The 20614-nt window shown below is 30.4% G+C and carries 15 protein-coding genes and 1 CRISPR repeat array; of the genes, 14 read left to right on the top strand and 1 reads right to left on the bottom strand.

What is annotated here, in order from left to right; translation table 11 throughout:
* Positions 1–65: 65 nt before the first annotated feature.
* Positions 66–489: a CRISPR direct-repeat array (repeat unit 30 nt; unit sequence GATTAACCGTAACATAAGATGTTTTGAAAT).
* Between the two features lie 597 nt (positions 490–1086).
* The 14 genes from BMY82_RS07820 (at position 1087) to BMY82_RS07755 (ending at position 20263) form a co-directional block, all read left to right on the top strand.
* Entirely contained in the window at positions 1087–2448 is a 1362-nt protein-coding gene (locus BMY82_RS07820) for an APC family permease (protein ID WP_317315887.1), read from the top strand.
* Positions 2449–2712: 264 nt separating this feature from the next.
* Positions 2713–4164 (top strand): YfcC family protein, encoded by a 1452-nt coding sequence (locus tag BMY82_RS07815; RefSeq protein WP_091975997.1) that lies wholly within the window; start codon positions 2713–2715, stop codon positions 4162–4164.
* Between the two features lie 233 nt (positions 4165–4397).
* Complete coding sequence (pepD, locus tag BMY82_RS07810) at positions 4398–5858, top strand: beta-Ala-His dipeptidase (RefSeq protein ID WP_091975996.1); 1461 nt, start codon at positions 4398–4400, stop codon at positions 5856–5858.
* Positions 5859–6154: 296 nt separating this feature from the next.
* A complete protein-coding gene (locus BMY82_RS07805) occupies positions 6155–6913 on the top strand; it encodes an acyl-CoA dehydratase activase (protein WP_091975995.1) in 759 nt (252 codons plus the stop codon).
* A gap of 26 nt (positions 6914–6939) precedes the next feature.
* On the top strand, positions 6940–8097 hold the full coding sequence (locus BMY82_RS07800) for a double-cubane-cluster-containing anaerobic reductase (RefSeq protein WP_091975994.1): 1158 nt from the start codon (positions 6940–6942) through the stop codon (positions 8095–8097).
* Between the two features lie 241 nt (positions 8098–8338).
* On the top strand, positions 8339–8773 hold the full coding sequence (locus tag BMY82_RS07795) for a nucleotide triphosphate diphosphatase NUDT15 (RefSeq protein ID WP_091975993.1): 435 nt from the start codon (positions 8339–8341) through the stop codon (positions 8771–8773).
* 114 nt (positions 8774–8887) lie between these two features.
* Positions 8888–9574: a copper homeostasis protein CutC gene (locus BMY82_RS07790; protein WP_091975992.1), complete on the top strand. Its 687-nt coding sequence runs from the start codon at positions 8888–8890 to the stop codon at positions 9572–9574.
* Between the two features lie 213 nt (positions 9575–9787).
* Positions 9788–10285: a PTS sugar transporter subunit IIA gene (locus BMY82_RS07785; protein ID WP_091975991.1), complete on the top strand. Its 498-nt coding sequence runs from the start codon at positions 9788–9790 to the stop codon at positions 10283–10285.
* 81 nt (positions 10286–10366) lie between these two features.
* Positions 10367–10831: a dCTP deaminase/dUTPase family protein gene (locus tag BMY82_RS07780; protein WP_091975990.1), complete on the top strand. Its 465-nt coding sequence runs from the start codon at positions 10367–10369 to the stop codon at positions 10829–10831.
* A 218-nt stretch (positions 10832–11049) separates the two neighbouring features.
* Positions 11050–12342 carry a DNA polymerase Y family protein gene (locus BMY82_RS07775; protein WP_091975989.1) on the top strand — a complete coding sequence of 431 codons (1293 nt, stop codon included), beginning with the start codon at positions 11050–11052 and terminating at the stop codon, positions 12340–12342.
* A gap of 136 nt (positions 12343–12478) precedes the next feature.
* On the top strand, positions 12479–13897 hold the full coding sequence (gene gndA / locus BMY82_RS07770) for an NADP-dependent phosphogluconate dehydrogenase (protein ID WP_091975988.1): 1419 nt from the start codon (positions 12479–12481) through the stop codon (positions 13895–13897).
* An 85-nt stretch (positions 13898–13982) separates the two neighbouring features.
* A complete protein-coding gene (gene zwf, locus BMY82_RS07765; RefSeq protein ID WP_091975987.1) occupies positions 13983–15389 on the top strand; it encodes a glucose-6-phosphate dehydrogenase in 1407 nt (468 codons plus the stop codon).
* Positions 15390–15411: 22 nt separating this feature from the next.
* Positions 15412–16341, top strand: coding sequence for a thioredoxin-disulfide reductase (trxB, locus tag BMY82_RS07760; protein ID WP_091975986.1), 930 nt, complete (start codon positions 15412–15414; stop codon positions 16339–16341).
* Positions 16342–16930: 589 nt separating this feature from the next.
* Positions 16931–20263: a cell wall-binding repeat-containing protein gene (locus BMY82_RS07755; RefSeq protein ID WP_091975985.1), complete on the top strand. Its 3333-nt coding sequence runs from the start codon at positions 16931–16933 to the stop codon at positions 20261–20263.
* A gap of 161 nt (positions 20264–20424) precedes the next feature.
* Here BMY82_RS07755 and BMY82_RS07750 read toward each other — a convergent pair.
* On the bottom strand, positions 20425–20614 hold a 190-nt coding region (locus BMY82_RS07750; RefSeq protein ID WP_144019728.1), incomplete at its 5' end, for a transposase.

Raw genomic sequence — 20614 nt, 5'->3', positions numbered from 1 at the left:
ATTAACCGTAACATAAGATGTTTTGAAATATACCTTTTCTGAAATTAATTCTATATTTTTATTTAGATTAACCGTAACATAAGATGTTTTGAAATCCACCTACCGCTGCATAGTCTCTTTCTCCTAAAATAGATTAACCGTAACATAAGATGTTTTGAAATTTGTCTGGCATTTCTCTTGCCCAAATATCTCTTTTAGATTAACCGTAACATAAGATGTTTTGAAATTTTTGTCGGCTCTTTTTCCCCAAACATGGCTAGATCGATTAACCGTAACATAAGATGTTTTGAAATAGCGAATAACTTTTATAGAATATTCTAACAATTAAAGATTAACCGTAACATAAGATGTTTTGAAATTTAGTTCTTTGTGGTGGTGTGTATGCTTCCTCGCAGATTAACCGTAACATAAGATGTTTTGAAATAGCTGTAACGCAACGCGCACATCGTGGACTGTACGGATTAACCGTAACATAAGATGTTAACAAGATTCAATGATTATCTATAATTCAAAATACTTTTCAAAATTAATTATATTCAGCAAATAAATTTAAAAAATATCAATTGACATATGAATTTACATATAAATATCTACTGGAAAATATAAACGTGATTACAGTAGATATTTTTTTGTCTATATGTATGTATATACTTTTTGTAAAAGTATTGCTTAGATTACCTAATTTTATAAAAATATATAGAATATTATACAAGTAAAATTAAACTTAATAATAAAAAATAGTATAAAGATTAGATGAAAGTATTTGAAAAGATTATCTAATATTAAGTTATAATTAAATAAAAAATACTATTTTTACTTTAATATATATAATTATATACCATTAAAATGCGATTAAAATACAATAATATAGAAAAAATCTATTATTTCTATATAAAAAAAGTATTTATATCTAAAAATGTGTTAGATGCTTAATATTAGGATACTTATGATATGAATTAAACAGTTTAGTGAAAACGATTTCGTGATTATTATGGACTAGTTTTTAACAATGATGTATAATTAATTTATAAAAATTACAATAAATTAAAAAAATTGTAAAAGTATTATATAATTTGGAGGTGTATTGTGGAAGATACAAAATTACAAAGTGATGGCGGTATGGAGAAAAGTATCGGTGTATCCAGTGCAATTTTTGTCGTTGTAGGTGGAATTATTGGATCAGGTGTTTTCTTTAAGCCACAAGCAATTTATACAGCAACTGGAGGAGCTCCTGGATTAGGAATAATTTCATGGGTAATAGCTGGATTAATAACATTATGCGGAGCTCTTACAGTTTCTGAACTTGCAGTATGTATACCAAAGACAGGTGGAATGATAGTTTATATAAGAGAGGTTTACGGTGAAAAGATGGGATTTCTTGCTGGATGGGTGCAAGTTTTACTATATTTCCCTGGTATGATTGCAGCTTTAGCAGTTATATTCTCTGATCAGTTTGCAGTTTTATCTGGAGTTGAATGGATAAAGTTGCCTTTAACATTGATAGTAATACTTATATTTACTGTTGTAAACCTTATGGGATCAAAACAAAGTGCTTTTATTGGAAATCTAGCAACAGTATTTAAAATATTAGCATTAGCAATTATCATAGTAGCAGGTTTGTTTCTTGGAAGAAATCACTCATCAATGATTCATCCTTTTGTAGGTAAGGGCGTAAATGCTGTTACTGCAGGAGGTAAGATACTTCTAGCTATATTCTTTGCTTTTGATGGATGGATTAATGTTTGTGCATTAGCAGGAGAAATGAAAGATCCAGCAAAGGATATATCTAAAGCAATGGTAGGAGGATTAAGTATAGTTCTTGCGATATATTTACTAATAAATGTAGCCTTCTTAAAAGTGCTACCAGCAAGTGCTCTTGGAAATTCAGCTTCACCAGGACTTTCTGTTGCAGTTTCTTTATTTGGACCTTTAGGAGGAAAAATAATAGGTATAGGAATTATGATTTCAGCTTTTGGATGTGGTAATTCATATGCATTTACAGGATCTAGAGTTCTTTATGCACTAGCTCAAGATAGAGTTCTTCCAAAGAGTGAAAGTTTATTGAAGTTTAATAGAAATAATGTTCCTCAAAATTCAATTATATTTGTATGTCTTTTAGGTGCTATATATGCACTAAGTGGACAATTCAATCTATTAACAGATTTTGCAATATTTTCAATTTGGATATTTATTGTCTTGACATTTATAGCTACTTTCAAAAATAGAAAGAAGGTAGATGTTGCAAGTCTTCAGTTCAAAACTCCTTTATATCCAGTGGTTCCTATTATAGCTATAATGGGCGGTTTGTTTGTATTAGCAGTTCAGCTTATAACAAGTCCACTGATGTCTATTGGTAGTATAATTATTCTTCTTCTTGGTATACCTGTTTATAATATGGGTGTTAAGAAGGCTATGAATTTAAAGTTGAATAAAGCTGAAGAATTTTAATCTGTACAGTTTGTAATCTCTAATAGCAAGGTGAAAATTAATAATATTAAATACGATTTAGTAAGGTTTATTATTGAGCATATAAAAATTTACAAAATTGACATAGTAAAAACGAGATTAATATAATTAGTAATGCTTGTAAAGACACATATCTAAATCGATATTGCTAAGTCCGATATTTTTATTGGACTTAGCAAAATAAAATTTTAAGAAAAATCATTTGAACCTTATAGGGGAGAAGTTGATAATCGAAAGGAGAATTCGATGGCAAAGAATAAGAATAAGAAAAAGAAAAAATTTGAGATGCCCAACTCTTATGTAATTATTATGATGGTGACGGTGTTTGTTGCTATTTTATCTTGGGTATTACCAGGTGGTGCATATAATTATGTTGATCCTAATGCATCTGTTTTACAGCCTATACCGGGAACTTTTCATGCTGTAGCATCTAAGCCACAGGGAATATTTAATATTATAATGGCTCCAATAAATGGATTTATGCAATCAGTTGATATTATACTTTATTGTTTGGTAATAGGCGGATATCTTGCACTAATAGTTAAAACGGGTGCATTAGATGCATCTATTGGTAAAGTTTTAAAGAAAATCAAGGGAAGAGAATACCTTTTAGTTCCAACATTAATGTTAATATTCTCATTAGCTGGTGCAGCATTTGGTATTGAAGAAGAAACTCTTCCATTTTTCCCAGTATTGATACCGATATTCCTTTTAGCAGGATATGATACTTTAGTAGGTCTTTCTGTAATCAAGGTTGGAGCTGCACTTGGAGTAATGGGATCGATAGCCAATCCATTTGCTGTAGCTATAGCAAGTAAGTTTGCTGGAATATCTATGGGGGATGGTATTGGAATAAGATTGATACTTCTTGCAATATATATTCCATCAGGAATAATATTTACAATGAGATATGCAAAAAAGGTAAAGGAAGATCCTACAAAGTCTCTTGTATATAGCCAAAAGGATGAAATAGACAGTTTCTTCTTAAAGGGAGCAGAGGGAGAAGGAGATGTTCTTCCTGAATTTAACTTAAAGAGAAAAATAATTATGGGTATATTTGTAATGTCTTTTGTAATAATGATCTGGGGAGTGCTTCCTTGGTCAGAGTTAGGAATTACAATATGGCCAACTGTTCATTGGTGGTTTGGTGAATTAACAGGTGTATTCCTAACTGCATCAATACTTGTAGCAATTGTTGATGGCATTAATTCAAATGATTTTATAGATACCTTTATAGCAGGTGCTGCAGATCTTTTGAGTGTGGCAATAATTATAGGTGTAGCTAGAGGTGTATCAGTGCTTATGACGAATGCTTCTATAACAGACACTTTGCTTCATTTCTGTGAAACAGGAGTAACATCTATGTCATCTGGAATGTTTGCATTTATGAACTATATTATATTCCTTATATTGTCATTCTTTATACCTTCAAGTTCAGGTTTGGCTACATTATCAATGAGTATAATGGCACCACTTGCGGATTTTGCTCATGTAGGTCGTGAGATAGTTGTAATAGGGTATGCAGCAGCGAGTTCAATGATAGCAATAATAGCCCCTACTTCTGGTCTTTTGATGGGAGTACTTGCAATGACTAAAACTTCTTTCTCAACATGGATTAAGTTTATGTGGAAGTTCCTTTTATATATCTTTGTAGTAACATCTGCAGTTTTAGTTTTGGCAGCAATGTTTGTACATTAATAAGATATACATAAAAAGAAAGTCAACTATTATAAATAAATATAAAATATTTAAGAAAAACGCTTGAGTGTTATTAAATAAAATATAGAATTATATTGAAATATGAGAAAATTGTGTTTGATTAAAAAATTGAATACAAACTTTCATCATATAAATATCTGTATAATAAAAATCTTTGCATCTAACTTAGACGTGCACTGAAAGTAGTTATACACTAGAAAGGTGGAATTAATATGAACATAGAAAACAGAAAATTAGCAAATTTAGAACCAAAGGCATTCTTTAGATACTTTGAAGATTTGACAAGAATACCTAGACCATCAGGAAAAGAAGAAAAAGTTGTAGAATATCTTATGGATTTTGCAAAAGAAAATGGGCTTTATGCTGAAAAAGATGAGTTTAATAATGTTCTTATAAAAAAACCTGCTTCAAAGGGATATGAAGATCATGACAGCATTATACTTCAAGCACATATAGACATGGTGTGCGAAAAAAATCCTGGAGTTGAACATGACTTTGATAAAGACCCTATTGATATAACAGTTGAAGACGGTAAAGTAATAGCAAAAGAAACTACTTTGGGTGCTGATGATGGTGTTGGTGTTGCTTTTGCCATGGCAATATTGGCAGATAAAGACATAAAGCATCCTGCAATAGAATTTCTTGCGACTTCAGATGAAGAAAGAGGCATGACAGGAATAGAAAATTTTGATTTTTCAAAGCTTACAGGGAGTAAGGTAATCAATATAGATAGTGATGATGAGGGACTTGTAGTAGTAGGCTGTGCAGGTGGACCAGTTATAAGAGTCAAACTTCCATTATCTTACAAAAAAGCAGATAATAAGAATACTTACAAGGTAAAAGTAGCAGGTCTTGCAGGTGGACATTCTGGAGAAGATATTCATAGAGGCAGAGCAAACTCAAACAAATTAATGGTTAGAGTATTGATGGAAGCTCTTGATATAGAAACTTTTGAATTGGCGGATATAGTAGGTGGAGATAAATATAATGCTATACCTAGAAATACTGAAGCTTATGTAAATATAGCAGCAGAAGATGAAGAGAAGCTAAGAGAAATTGCTGCAAAATACGAAAAAATATTTAGAAATGAATACAGAGTATCGGATTCAGGAATATATATTGAAGTAGAAAAGATTGATACAATAGAAGAAGTTCTTGACAAAGAGTCAACTATGAGAGTTTTAGATTTTATAAACTTTGCGGATACTGGAATAATAAGAATGGATATGGATTATCCAGACACAGTTGAAACATCAATTAGTTTAGGTGTAATCAGATTTGAGGGAGATAAAACTAGAATAGAAATAATGACAAGAAGCTCTATGGAATCTCAGTTTGAATTACTTGCAGATAAGGTATTTAGATTGACAGAACTTTTAGGTGGAGAATATGAAGTAATGAGCAACTGTCCTCCATGGGAATATGTGGTAGATTCAGATTTAAGAACTACTTATGAAGAAGTTTGGGAAGAAATGACAGGTGAAAAGCCTAAGATGATGATTCTTCATGCTGGACTTGAACCTAGTGAATTTGCTAAACACATTGATAGAAAGTTAGATATGATATCAATGGGACCAGATATAAGATTACTTCATGCACCAGGAGAGTATTTTGTAATAGACAGCGCCAAGAAGGTATATGAAAGTGTAATAAAATTGCTTGAAAGACTTTAAATTAGTCCTTAAGAATATATAATAATATGTGTTTCGCCGACAGTATGAGATTTGATAATCTAATACTGTCGGTGTTTTTATATGAAAAATTCAAAAATATGTAAGTTAATATTTTACAAACTTTATCTTATCTGAATTAATAAAAAATTATAGAGATCTAAATAAACTGAGATATATTCAAGAAAACTATATCATATATTCGAAATATAATGTTTATCTATAAATGATACAATTTACCAAAGAGCATAGTATAAAATGTTAAAATAATAGTGTGAGAAAAATAGAAGGGGGATTATATGAAAAATATTGGAATAGATATAGGTTCAAGCTGTGCGAAAGTATGTATCATGGATAATGATTATATAGAAAGCACTTTTATGATTCCAACAGGTTACAATTCTAGGAAAACAGCTGAAACTATTAAGGAAATGTTAGAAGAAAAAGATATAAATATAGAAGAAGCCAATATAATGGCAACAGGTTATGGAAGAATATCAGTTCCATATGCCAATGATGTGATGACTGAAATTTCTTGTCATGGCAAGGGAGCTCATTATTTATTTGGTGAAAATGCTACCGTGATAGATATAGGTGGTCAAGATACCAAGGTAATTTCTCTAAAAAGAGGTAGAGTAATGAAGTTTCTTATGAATGATAAGTGCTCTGCTGGTACAGGAAAGTTTATAGAGATAATGTCAGATAGGTTAGGTCTTACTCTTGAAGAATTGGAAGAACTAGCTGCAAAGGGCAAGGAAACAACTATAAGTTCAATGTGTACTGTATTTGCAGAGTCTGAAATAATAAGCCTTATAGGGCAGGGGACTCCAAGGGAAGATATTGCCAACGGTGTAATAAAATCTGTTGTTACAAAGGTTATACAGCTTGCTGCACAGGTTCCAGCAGATAAGTATATATTAACGGGAGGTTTTTGTGAAAATAAATATTTTATAAAAGAACTTTCAAAAGCTCTTGATGCACCAGTTGATTCAGCTCCAGAGGCTAGATTTGCAGGAGCAATAGGTGCTGCAGTATATGCAGGCGAAATAGAAGATTAGAATATATAGGACTAAAGGAGATAAAAATGAAGGATTTAAGTTTACCAAAGAAGTTTGAAGAATATGTAGATATAAGAAAACAAGGATTTATAAGAGCTATGGATTATAAAAAAAACGGAGGTAAAATAGCAGGATGTCTTTGCACCTATACTCCACAGGAAATACTAGATGCAGGTGGAATAGGAAGTGTTGGACTTTGTGGAACAAGCAATGAAACTATACCAGATGCTGAAAAGGTTCTACCTAAAAATCTATGTCCTTTAATCAAGTCTACTTATGGATTTGCAATGACAGAAAAATGTCCATACACATATTTTTCAGATATCATAATCGGAGAAACAACTTGTGATGGAAAGAAAAAAATGTATGAATTACTTGGAGAAATAAAAGATGTTCATGTAATGCATCTTCCTCAAGGTAAGGATAGACCATATATATATGACAATTGGTATCAAGAATGTGTTTATTTAAAGGAAGTTTTAGAAAAGAAGTTCGATATAGAGATTACTGAAGAAAAGCTTAGAGAAGCTGCTAAGAAAAGAAATGAACTAAGAAAATTGTATGTAGAAATGTATCAGTTGCAGAAGAATGTTCCTCCTGTAATGAAGGGAACAGATATAATGATAGCTATGCAAAAGGGAACTTTTTCTCTTGATGTAGACACTCAAATAGAAAATATAAAACAATTAATAAAAGAGTCTAAAGAAAATTATTTTGAAAAAGGCGAAAGACCTGTTTCAAAGAAGGAAAAGAGAATTTTAATTACTGGATGTCCATCAGGTGGACTTATTGAAAAGGTCGGGATAGTAATTGAAGAAAATGGTGGAGTAATAGTTTGTAAAGACGATTGTGGCGGAGAAAGAACTAATACTCAGATGATAGATGAAAATGCAGATGATATAATGAGAGCAATATCAGATAGATATATGGAAATAAATTGTTCTGTATTTACTCCAAATGATGCTAGAATAGAAAATACTCTTAATATGGTAGAAGAGTATAAGGTAGATGGAGTAATAGAGCTTGTTCTTCAGGCTTGTCATACTTTTAATGTAGAGGCAGCTAAAATGGAAAGAGCAGTAGAAGATATGGGAGTTCCATATATGAAGCTAGAGACAGACTACTCAAAATCAGATAGTGGTCAGATTGAAACAAGAATAGCTGCATTTATAGAAATGCTATAATAATTTTATTAAAAAGAAAAAATCATTTTTCATAAATGAAAGAAATTATAAAGCTTTCTACTTAGGACTTAAATTGAGATATTTTATCTAAACAATAAAATTTACAAGGGATAGATGAAAAATTATCCAATAAGTAAATAGAAAAATTGAATAAAAAATTGCTTTATTGTATAATTAAGGCGATAAATAAATAAGGGAACAGAGTTAGTCTTTGTTCCCTTTAAATATTTCGGAGGAAGTTATGGAAAATATAATAAAAATCGGTATTGGTGTAATGATTAAAAAGGGAAATAAGATCCTTCTTGGGCATAGAGTCTCTAATGGTTTAGACACAGGTGGAATATATGAGCCAGATAGCTGGTGTTTACCAGGTGGAAAGCAAGAGTACAATGAGACAATATTTGAATGTGCTGCTAGAGAAGTTAAAGAAGAAACGGATTTAGATATAAGTGATATGGAAGTATTTGGAGCAATTGATGATATACAGACAGATAGACATTTTATTACAATACATGTAATTGCCAATAAAGTAAAAGGTGAAGCAAAGGTAATGGAAATAGACAAGCAAGATAAGTGGGAATGGTTTGAACTGGATAAACTTCCTCAAAATCTTTATTCACCATCTAAAAAGTTTATATCAAATTACTTAAAAAGAGACAACTCTAGGAATAGATAATATTGAAACAGATAAGTTTGAAATAGATAATATTGAAATAAATAATTTTGGAATAGACAATATTGAAACAGATAAGATTAAAAATTGAAAAAGAGTTTTTATAAGGAGGTTGCTATGAATAAAAAAACAGTTGAGATTATAGCGCAGAGTTTTGATGATGCAATAAATGCACAGAAAGGTGGAGCAGCTAGAGTTGAGTTGGTATCAGCTCTTTCTGAAGGAGGTCTTACTCCAAGTTTTGCAATGATTGAACAAATAATCAAAAATATAGATATTGAAGTTGCTGTAATGCTAAGACCTATGTCTAGAAGTTTTTGCTATGAAAAACACTATTTAGATGTTATGAAAAGAGATGCAGAAGTATTTCAAGATATGGGAGTAAAAAGATTAGTGCTAGGCATTCTGGATAAAGAAGGAAATGTAGATTTAGGAGCCTTGAACTATGTTTTGGAAAATATAAATATTGATGTAACTTTTCATAGGGCAATAGACGAATCTAGAAATATTTTAGAAAGCGTAAGAACTTTAAATAAATGTAAAAAGGTAACTCATATACTTACATCTGGTGGAGCTGGTAAGGCTGTAGATCACTTAGATATTATAAGAGATATGATAAAAATAAGCGACAAAAGAATAATGATAGGAAGCGGATTAAATTTCGATGTTTTAGATAAGATAAAGAAAGAAATAGATTATAACATTAGGGAATATGATGTACACTTTGGCACTTTTGCCCAAGATTCAAATGGAATAGTTGATGAAAAAAAGGTAAGAGAAATAGTAGAAAGATTTAATAGTTAGCACTTACAAGTTTGATATTTAGTAAAAACAAATAATAAAAATATTCAGAAAAAGTGTTGACAATTTTTAGATAAAATGATAACTTTATCACAATAGATATATTATTCATATAATATTTAATAATAATCACAATTAATGAAGTGAGAATTCTTATATCTAATCTTTATTAAAAAATTTCTATAGCAAGAGTTTTCTATTAGAGAGGAGGAAGTTATGTTTAAAGGTTTAAAAGATTTGTTGGAAAAAGAAGAAACATCTAAGATTGTTTTGAAGTCGCCGTTTAGAGGAAAGTTGCTTCCACTTTATAAAGTTCCAGACCCTCAGTTTTCAGATGAACTATTAGGTAAGGGGGCAGCGGTAATGCCCTCGCAGGGGTATGCAGCAGCACCTATAGACGGTACTATAATCAATGTATTTAAAGGTAAAAATGCATTTAATATGTTGTCAGAAACAGGAGAAGAAATATTAGTTCATATAGGTTTGGATACAACAAAACTCCATGGAGAACATTTTGAACTGCTTGTAGAGAAAAATCAAACTGTTAAGCAAGGAGATAAGGTAATTAAGTTTAACCTAGAAAAGCTAGTAGAGTTAGGATATAATATGTGCTCACCAGTAGTTGTGTCTAATTCAGTGGAATATGAGTATGTAGCAGCTCTTGAAGAGAGAGAAGTAGATTACGATGATGATATAATAGAAATTAGACGATAAAATATTTGGATTAGAATTATTAAAAACTCATCTCTATATGTTATAATAATCTTTAGAAATATACATAAAGGAGAAATAGAGTTGATTAGAGGATTTGAAATAGTAGAAGATAAATATAGAAAGCACCCAGACTGTGAAATAGTAATTCCACAGAGGGCTACGTCTAGATCAGCTGGTTATGATATATGCACACCAGTAGATATAGTGATTCCAGCTAGAGGACATTCAAAGGTTATTTTTACGGACATAAAGGCATATATGCTTGCTGATGAAGTTTTATCTACTCATGTTAGAAGTTCAATTGGCATGAAAAGGGGATTAGTTCTTGCAAATACTACAGGTATAATAGATTCAGATTATTATTCTAACCCAGACAATGACGGGAATATAGGATTTATGTTGAGAAACCTTACCGATGAAGAAGTAGTTATAAAAGCTGGAGAAAGAGTTATTCAAGGTATATTTTCAAAGTACCTTGCAATAGATTCAGATGAACCTAAATCAGATGAAAGAATAGGTGGAGTCGGCTCAACAGGTAGAAAATAATATAATTTTATTTAAATACTGAAAAAGACTTTAATTTTCCAATAAATAATGTTATAATATATGATGTTATTCATGAACGAATTAAAGTCTAAAAACAAACAAAAGCGACCTATGGATTTTCATAGGTCGCTTTTGTTATGTTTAAATATTATTGAATAGATTATTGAAATATACTATAATTATATAAGAACATATGTTTGTGAGTTGGAGGTGATTTTGTGTCTGAAAAAATATATTTTCATGTGGATGTTAATTCAGCATATTTGAGTTGGGAGGCAGCTAGAAGAAAAAAAGAAAATCCTGAGTCGAAAGATTTGAGAGAAATAGCCTCTGCAGTTTCTGGTGATCCAAGCAAAAGAAGTGGTATAGTTTTGGCTAAAAGTCAGATTGCCAAAAACTTTGGTGTTAAGACAGGTGAAGCCATAGAAATATCTAAGAGAAAATGTCCACAGCTATATGTAGTAGCTGCAGACTTTGATTTGTATATAGAATATTCTCAAGCTCTTATCAACCTTCTAAAAGAATATTCTCCAAATGTATACCAGTATTCAATAGATGAGGCTTTCATGGAAATGACAGGTACTGAGAGGTTATTTGGACCTGCCAAAAGTTGTGCTGATATGATTAGAAAAAGAATAAAGGAAGAACTTGGATTTACAGTTAATATAGGAGTTGGAAATAATATGGTTTGTGCGAAGATGGCAGGTGAATTTAGCAAACCCAATAAAACTCATACTCTTTTTAAAGATGAAATAGAGTCTAAGCTATGGCCGCTTCCAATTGAGGAACTATTTTTTGTAGGGAGAAAAACAGCTTTGAAACTAAAAAATCTGGGCTTTGAAAGTATAGGAGACCTTGCAAATGCAGATATAGACTTTATAAGAAGGCGATTTAAGAAACATGGAGAAGTAATATATAGACATTCAAATGGCTTAGATGGAGTAGAATTTTTTAAAGAGCAAGTAAAAAACAAATCCATAGGGAATTCTACAACTACGGCAAATGATATTACAGATATCAACAATGCAAATCAGCTAATATTATCCCTTTGTGAAACTGTTTGTGCTAGACTTAGAAGAAAGGATATGAAGGCAGGCGTTGTAAGTATTGAAATAGTAGATATGAACTTTAAACGCATAAGTAGGCAAAAGAAACTTTCAATACCTAGCAATTCAGTAAATATTATTTATACAGAGGCTTGTAGATTATTTGCAGAAAATTGGGATAGAACCCCTATTAGACATATAGGAGTTACGACATCACAGGTTAAAGACAAAAGAGTAGAACAACTAAATTTTTTTGATACTTTAAATACTAAAGAAGAAAAACTTTATAAGGCAGTAGACGGAATAAGAGAAAAATATGGTTTGAATTCTATAAAGAGAGCGACTTTTGTAGAAAATGAAATAAATCATATGGAAGGTGGTCTTATTAAGAAAAATAGAGAAAATAAAAGAAAAAAAGAATCTGATAAAAGCTTTTCTAAGGGAGATAAAAATAATTCAGTATAATAAATGATTAAAAAATAAAAAATAGGTGTATATATAAAATATAACTGTTAATATTAAAGTTACAGTTTAATAAAAAAATTTTAGAAATAATAACAAATATAAATAATTTATGGTAGATATAAAAAGGAGAGAAAGTATGAAAAGCAACATAGGAGTTATAGGATTATCTGTTATGGGAATGAATTTAGCCCTTAATATGGCAGATAATGGTTACAAGGTGTCTATATTTAACAGAACTACTTCAGTAGTAGACAAGGTGATGGAAGAACACGGACATGAGAATTTTATTCCAACACATAGTTTAAAGGAATTTGTAGATTCTTTAGAAAAACCTAGAAGAATATTTTTAATGGTAAAGTCAGGTGCGCCTGTAGATATGCTTATAGAGCAGTTAATACCATTAGTAGATAAAAATGATATTATAATTGATGGAGGTAATTCATACTTTAAGGATACAATAAGAAGAACTAAATATCTTAAAGAAAAAGAAATTAATTTCTTAGGAGTAGGTATTTCAGGTGGTGAAGAAGGAGCAAGATTCGGACCAGCAATTATGCCAGGTGGAGATAAAGAAGCATATTCATATCTAGCTGAAATATTTGAAAAGATTTCAGCAAAGGCATATGGGGAAGCTTGTTGTAAATATCTTTCTACAGATGGTGCAGGACACTATGTAAAGATGGTTCATAATGGTATAGAATATGCAGATATGCAACTTATTGCTGAAGCCTACACTCTATTAAAGAGAGTTGCTGGATTTAGTAATGAAGAACTTCACAACATATTTGAAGAATGGAATAATAGTGAACTTGAAAGTTATTTAATAGAGATAACTTCAAATATATTAAAGGTAAAAGAGGATAATAAGTATCTTCTTGATATAATAATGGACAAGGCATCTCAAAAGGGTACAGGAAAGTGGACAAACCTAGAAGCTATTGATTTAGGTGTTGATATATCAGTAATTACAGCAGCACTTAATGGAAGATTTATGTCAAACCTTAAAGACGAAAGAATTAAAGGTGAGAGAATAATCGAAGCTAAAGTAAGCAAATTAGAAGATTTCAATATAGGAAGAGAAGAATTTGTAGGATTAGTAAAAAATGCACTTTACGTTTCAAAGATAGTTTCATATGCACAAGGGTTTAAGCTTTTAAGTGTAGCAGAAAAAGAATATGGTTGGGACTTTAACTTCTCTGAAATAGCAAAGATATTTAGGGGTGGTTGTATTATAAGAGCCAAGTTCTTAAATGATATATCAGATGCTTTCAAGGAAGAGGAACATATAGACAATCTTATGTTTACAAAATTCTTTGCAAATGAAATAAACACTAGATTAACAGACCTTAGAGAGTTAGTTTCTATTGCAGTACAAAGTGGTGTAGCAGTTTCAGCTATGACATCAGCTTTAGAGTATATAGATACGTATAGAACTTCTCAGTCAAGTGCAAACATGATACAGGCTCAGAGAGATTATTTTGGGGCTCATACATTTGAAAGAACTGACAAAGAAGGAAGCTATCACTTTGATTGGACAGCTAGTGAAAAAAATTAAGATTAAAATAGGGATTTAATGTTAGTATTTTTAAATAGATAAAAAATAAAACAAAAATAGATATAAATAAGAAATGGAAGATATTATGAATAATAGAGGAATAGTAATCTTTGGCGGTACTGGAGATCTTGCATACAGAAAGCTCTTTCCAGCTCTATATAATCTACATTGTCTTGGAAGCCTTCCAGATGACTACAAAATAGTCGGTATAGGAAGAAGAGATTACACTAATGAAGATTATATAAATATAATAAATGAGTGGACTAAAGAATTTTCAAGACTTCAGTATACTGAGAAAGATTTTGAAGAGTTTAAGAAAAGAATAAAGTATTACAAGATGGATATGACTAATATGCAGGAGTACAATGGTCTTGTAGATTTTATAGAAGAAAACAATATGAAAGACGGCTTGATTTACTATTACGCAGTATCTCCAGGGCTATTTGGACCTATATCTGAAGGTTTAAAGAGCGCAAATTGTTTATCTGAAAAGAAGAATAGCTTAGAAGATAAAAGCTGTTGTATGGGAGATACAAAAGTAATAATAGAAAAGCCTTTTGGAAATGATTTAGAATCAGCAAAAGAGATATATAGAAATTTAAAGAGTTATTTTAAAGACGATAATATATATCATATAGATCATTATCTAGGAAAAGAAATGATAATAAATATAATGACTTTAAGATTTGCAAATGCAATATTTAAGGGAGTTTGGAATAGAGAGTTTATAGATAGAGTGGATATAAATGTCTATGAAACAGTTGGTGTAGACAGTAGAGGTGGCTACTATGATAAAAGTGGTGCCCTTGCTGATATGATACAGAATCATCTCTTCCAGATAATGTCCATAGTAGCAATGGAAGAACCCAAAGACTCAAGTAGCAAGGCAATAAAAGATGCACAGAGTAATGTATTTAAAAGTTTGAAAGAAGTTTCTCCAGAGGAAATAGATGACGTACTTTTAATGGGGCAGTATAAGGGTTATAGGGATGAGGATAAGGTAGATCCAAACTCTGTAACAGAAACATACGTTGCTATGAAGCTAGAAATAGATAATGAAAGATGGAATGGAGTGCCTTTCTATTTAAGAACAGGTAAAAAGCTTCACAAAAGAGAAAGTGAAGTAGTAATTTCATTCAAGTCTACTTCAGAAGGAGTACCTGGAAATAATATTATAATAAAAATACAGCCTGACGAAGGTGTAAAAATTAACTTTAATATTAAAAAGCCAGGGACAGAAACAAAGGTAATAGAAGAAGTAGGAATGGATTTTTGCCAAAGTTGTATACTAGAAAATAGAATGAATACACCTGAGGCATATGAAAGATTAATAAAGGCATGTATGGATTCAGATAAAAGTTTATTCTCTCAATGGGAACAGATAGAAATAAGCTGGAATTTTATAAATAGAATAATAGATCTGTATAAGAAAAATTCAAATAAATTATATTTTTACGAAGCAGGAACAAAGGGTCCTAAAGAATCATTTTAAATAAACCAACAGGAGGTAAGTTATGAGCGAAAAGACAATTTATGACATAGCAATAATAGGTGGAGGTCCAGGAGGAATGACTGCTGGAATATATGGTGGAAGAGCAGAATTAAAAACTTTAATTCTTGAAAAGCAGTTCCATGGTGGTCAGATGGTATCTACAAATGAAATAGAAAACTATCCAGCTCTACCAGATACAAACGGCATAGAACTTTCAAATGCAATGTTAGAACATGCAAAGAGATTTGGTGCTGAAATAAGATATAACGGTGTAGATAAAATAGAAGTTCTTGAAGATGGATTGAAGAAGCTAACTGTTGGTGAAGATGAAATACTTACAAAATCAGTAATTCTTTCAATGGGAGCAACTTCAAGAAAGCTTGGTATACCAAATGAAGAAAAGTTTACTGGTAGAGGTGTAGGATACTGTGCAATATGTGATGGTGGTTTCTACAGAAATAAGGTAGTAGCAGTAAATGGTGGTGGAGATACCGCTGTTGAAGATGCTTTATATCTATCTAGAATAGCATCAAAAGTATATCTTATTCACAGAAGAGATGAACTTAGAGCCAATAAGACTTTACAGACAAGATTATTTGAATCTGATGTAGAAGTAGTATGGAATAGTACGATCAAGGAAGTTGTAGGAGAAGACAAGACTGAAGCTATAATTACAGTTGATAAAACTGACGGAAGCGAAAGAAGAATAGATATAGATGGTCTATTTGTTGCAATAGGAAGTAATCCAAATTCAGAACTTGTAAAAGATTTAGTGGAACTTGCTCCTAATGGATATATAATTACAGATGAAGATTGTAAAACAAGTGTAGAAGGTATATTTGCAATAGGAGATATAAGAAAGAAATCTCTTAGACAGATAATAACTGCAGCAGCAGATGGTGCAATAGCAGTTCATTCAGCAGAAAAATACATACTAGAAAACTTTAAGTAAAATAAAAATTAATGCAATAAAAATAAGCTACTGATTTTATCAGTAGCTTATTTTTATCTTAAAGTTACATCTTATATTTTTATTAATATAATTGAATGCATTAAGTATTAAAAATATAAAAAAGTTTCCTTGATAAAATTAATAAATTTTATTGTAAATAAAAAAGTAATTTAAAAACAACTAGAGTTTATACTTACAATATATTGTGAACATTGTTTTTCAAATTACGGATTATATTATTTGAAAAGGGTAATGAAAATGATTGATATTATCATCTATAACATGATATAATGATTATGATAATTTATTAAATCAATATTACTTTAAAATTTGTATAAAAATAAAGTTGAATTTTTGAGAAAAAACATGTATGGGAAAATGATTTCGATAAAATAATAATATTATTACATAAAAAATGAAGTGTTAGTTGTTAGTGTGCTTTTTTAAATAAATAATAACTATTTAATTATTCGAGGGGGGGGATTGCAAATGTTATAAATGTAAGTGTATATTTTAGAGGGAAAATGGGAATGTATTATCATTTAATAACGTTTTTCATTAAAAAAATAAAATATAAAGGGGGGAAATTATGAAATTCAAAAGTAAAAAAGTGAGTATGCTGCTTTTATCAGCTTTACTTACATTATCTGCAACAACATTGCCTGCTTCTGCAAAAACAGGTGATAATTTTAATGATGTCAAAAATGTTTTAAAATCTTTGATAGGAGATCATCTTTCAATTGAATTTAATAATGCATTTGATGTATCTGAAATAAAGGAAATTAGAGTAGAAAGAAATGAAAAATTAAATACATATGCAAAGTCAGAAAAAAGACTTAAGACTAGTGATCAAAATGTTTATTATATAAATACAGAATCAGGAAGAAATGAAATTAATATTCAACCAATTGAATCAGGAGATACTTTATATGTTAGTACAGATAAAGCAACTGTTAATATTAAATTTACCCAAATATCTTTAACAGAGTGTAAGTATGAAGCGCCTATCTTGGTATCAAATAATGATTCAGAACAAGTGGATACAGAAAAAAAAGAAGACTCTGAAAAAGAAGAAAAGAATGATAAAAATAAGATAGAACAGGAAATAACATTAAAAGTACATAAAGATTTCGGTGAATTCTATTTAAACATTAAGCCAGAAGAAATGATTAATAAAATAAAATCAATATCAGTAAATCATGTTAAGCAAGAAGAAAAAAATAGCAAGTATCAAGTATTTTCAGGTGGGTATCATTTGGATAAAGATAATGGAAGGATATGGTTTCATAATCTAAAAGATGATGATTTGCTTGAAATAGAAATGGAGTCAGGTAAAGTAAATGCCTTTAAATATTATGAAAAGAATTCAAAAGACTATGGAATTAAAGTTGAAACAAATAAGGATGTAATAGAAAAAAAGGTATTAAAAGCACGTTTATTAGGATTTTTTGAACCTGCAATGGTAAATCAGAAAAAATATGACGCAATATCTGGGGCTACATCAGTCGTATCTAGTAATAAAAATAGTAATGTAGTACTTCAAGTTGCCCTAGTTGAAAATGAAAGTGATGTACCCAAAAAATCAGACTGGAAATTGTTAAAAGACATGAACAAAGTAGTTTTTGATAAAGAAAATTCTAAAATAGTATTGGATCCATCTTCTGGAATGAAAGGAATTTATTCAACACATGATAGTGCAATTACTCTTAGTGGAATACCACAAAAAGAAGGTAAATACAAAGTTAAGGTGTTATTGAAGGATACATCTGGAAGAATAGCAAGTACTAATGAGCTTCCATTTAATGTATATGGCTATAATGAAAAATTAATTGATCATCTAAAAGAAGAAAATGCAAAAGCCACATTTGATGGAAAAGCAATGTGGGATATGGAGCCTTGGAATATTACAAAATTTGATTCAGATAAAGAAACTGTAGTAGTTCCTTCTAAAATTAAAGCTTGGTTTGGATCACATACAAGTGGTGTTTATGGAGAACTTGGATATCCTATTGAACAAAATGAAGATACAAAACAGACTCTGATTATAGGAAAAGATACAGACCTCACAATGGTAAATATGAAAGTAAAAAGTAGTGTTAAAATAATTGTTAAAGATGGAGCTAAACTAAATCTCAGAGATTCATCTATTTATGGGAAAATAGTCGTAGAAAAAGGTGGAAAATTCCAAATGAATTATTCTCCTAAGGAAGGGAAATATTTAACAGGAGCACAAATTAACGGTCAGCTAATTTTAGAAGATGGTGCAGAATTAGAAAAGTCTATGATATATTCTAATGCAAATTCTCTTACAGATGGTAATAAAGCAAAGAAAGTAACTGATCCAGTAGTGCTTGTAAAAGGGAATGTCATTTTTAGCGGAGATACTTTTATTAAAGGGGATGAATCTGCAACAGGTAAAACAGCAGATGGTAAGCCTCTTCCAGGACAGACTGCTTTAAAAATAGAAAATGGAAGTGTAGATGTAAAAGAAAATGCAACTTTGGGTGTGTATGGTGGAGGTAGAAATGCCACTACAAGTCACGGTGGAACAGCATTGATATTGGATAATGGTCGCATATTTGGTGATGGGAAATTGATAGCTGTAGGAGGTTCTGCGACTATGGGACCTGGTGGAAATGCAGTAAGTGGAAGAGGTAGTATAAGTATTCATAATGCCATACTTCAAGGTGGACATAGTTATAGCAAGAATGATGATGTAGGAAAGGCTTATGAAAAAGGTGTTGAAATATCTAATAAAACAATTGGTTATGCAAGAAATGGTAGAAATATAAATATTTTATCAGATGATGATCAACCGTTATTTTGGAGCGATATAATCAATCCTCCAACTGTAAATAATATTGATTACGGAAAAGAATTCATAAACCCAAGTGGAAAAAATTTATCTGAAAAGGATAAAGAAAAAGATAAAGAGAAGGACAAAGGAAAAGAAGTAAGTACTGATAATAAGAATCGTTCAAGGAATAAAAGGAAATCAATAAGAAAGGAAACAACAACTCAAAAGTCAACAAAAAGAATAGCTGGTGAAAATAGGTATAAAACAGCCATAGAAATCAGCAAAAAAATTTACACAAATTCGGATACAGTAGTACTTGCAAATGGTTGCAAGGAAAGTGATTCCTTAGCAGTTGTTCCATATGCAAAATCATTAGATGCACCAATATTATTTACAAAGGCAAATAAATTAGAAAAAGAAGTCTTAAAAGAAATAGAAAGATTGGGTGCAAAGAAAATAGTTATTATTGGGGGGAATAAATCCATAAACGAAATCCTTGAAAGAGATTTAAAGAAAAACTTTGGAGTTGAAAGAATATCAGGAAAAGACAGATATGAGACTTCGGTCAAAATAGCGGAGAAGTTAGCAAAAGCAGATAAAAAAGTGGATAAAATAACACTTATTAATGGGAAAAGTTTAGTAGACTCTATATCTATATGTAACATTGCTAACAATGATACAAATCCAATACTTTTTGTAGAAAAATCTAGTATTAACGATAAGGCGAAAAATTTTATAAAGAAGTATAATGTAGAAAAATCACTTATTATAGGTGGCTCAGACTCACTAGAAAAAGCAATAGAAAATGAACTAAAAACAGAGAATATTGAAACTAAGAGAATAGCTGGAAAAGATAGATATGAAACATCTATTTTACTCGCAAAGCAATCTTTAGATAATAAAAAAGAAATTATCCTAGTAAGTGGAGAAAATTATGCTGATGCTCTTTCAGCAGGACCATATGTTATAAAAAACAAAGCAGTATTAGTCCTTGCAAATCGCCAAAATGCTGAGGAGATAAAATCATATATCAAAGAAAATCAAATCAATAAAGTAACAATAATTGGAGGAGAAAATTCTGTACCTTCGAAACTGATAAAAGAAATAGAGTTAGATGAAAAATAAGATTGAAAATATATAGTTAAAAATTTAAGTTTAAATTATTTGAGAAAGTACATTTAAAATTAAAATAACAAAAATAGGGTTCTTTGTCAAATAGTGTTGATGAAAAAATATCATATAATTTAATCTAATTAATAGGTAGCATAGATAACTTTCTATGCTACCTATTTTATCTCAAATCGTTCTCTTAAAAGTATTCTGGCTCTCATATTTCTATAGCTTCTAAATCCGAAGGATACTCTTTTAAAAACCTTTATCATATTGTTTTTACCTTCTACTACTGCATTGGTATAGCTATATTTGATTGAGTTAATTACATAATGAATTCTCTTTTTTAGTGATTTTAAATTTACT

The sequence above is a fragment of the Peptostreptococcus russellii genome (assembly GCF_900110295.1).
GTDB classification, from domain to species: domain Bacteria; phylum Bacillota; class Clostridia; order Peptostreptococcales; family Peptostreptococcaceae; genus Peptostreptococcus; species Peptostreptococcus russellii_A.
The sequence above is the reverse complement of the archived record's forward strand: the minus strand, read 5'-3'. Positions and strand labels throughout refer to the sequence as shown.